Source organism: Vibrio sp. 1978 (genome assembly GCF_033344345.1).
On record NZ_JAWPOP010000404.1, the window covers coordinates 1 to 739 of the forward strand.

Below are 739 nucleotides of genomic sequence, written 5' to 3' on the forward strand. Positions count from 1 at the left end.
ATATTGATCAGCTGTTTCGAAACCGCTAACCCAATGCCTGTACCTACTGCATGCAAGTTGTCTTTGCCCGACTTAACTTGATAATACATAGCAAAAATCTTATCCAGTTCAGCTTCAGGAATACCGATGCCAGTGTCTTCGACTTCCATAATGATAGTCGCGAAGTCTTCTTCGACATCAGCGCTGACTGTCATCACAACGCCACCTTCTTTGGTGAACTTCATCGCGTTGCTCACTAGATTCCAAATCACCTGGCGTAAACGGGTCGCATCCACCTCGATCGCTTTTGGTAAGTCACTCAAACGTTCTAAGTCGAAACGCAGTCCTTTTTGTTCCGCCATGAGCGCCGAAATACTCTCTATCTCGGCGACAAAGTCTTCAAAGTTCAATGGCGCAGGTAACAGCTCAAGCTTGCGACGGTCGAATTTGTCCATATCGATGATGTCATTGAAGATATTCCCCAACGTAATCGCACTCACGTTGATCGTCTGCATGTGCTTACGCTGCTCTTCCGTCAGCTGGCTATCAAGCAGCATTCGACTCAAGCCAACAATGCCGTTTAACGGTGTGCGAAGTTCATGGCTAATTGTGGAGATAAACGTCGTTTTATCTCTGCTGGCTTTTTCTAGAGATTCTTCGTGACGCTTACGCTCAGTAATGTCACGCCCAAAACCAACCAACCCCAAGTGGCGACCGTCTTTGCTATAAAATGGTACTTTGCGCAATTCAAAATAGTGTT

1 protein-coding gene is annotated in these 739 nt (G+C 46.1%); it reads right to left on the bottom strand.

Annotated elements, in window-relative coordinates:
* A partial coding sequence (locus R8N49_RS26880) for an ATP-binding protein (RefSeq protein WP_318190423.1) occupies positions 1-739 on the bottom strand: 739 nt, incomplete at both ends.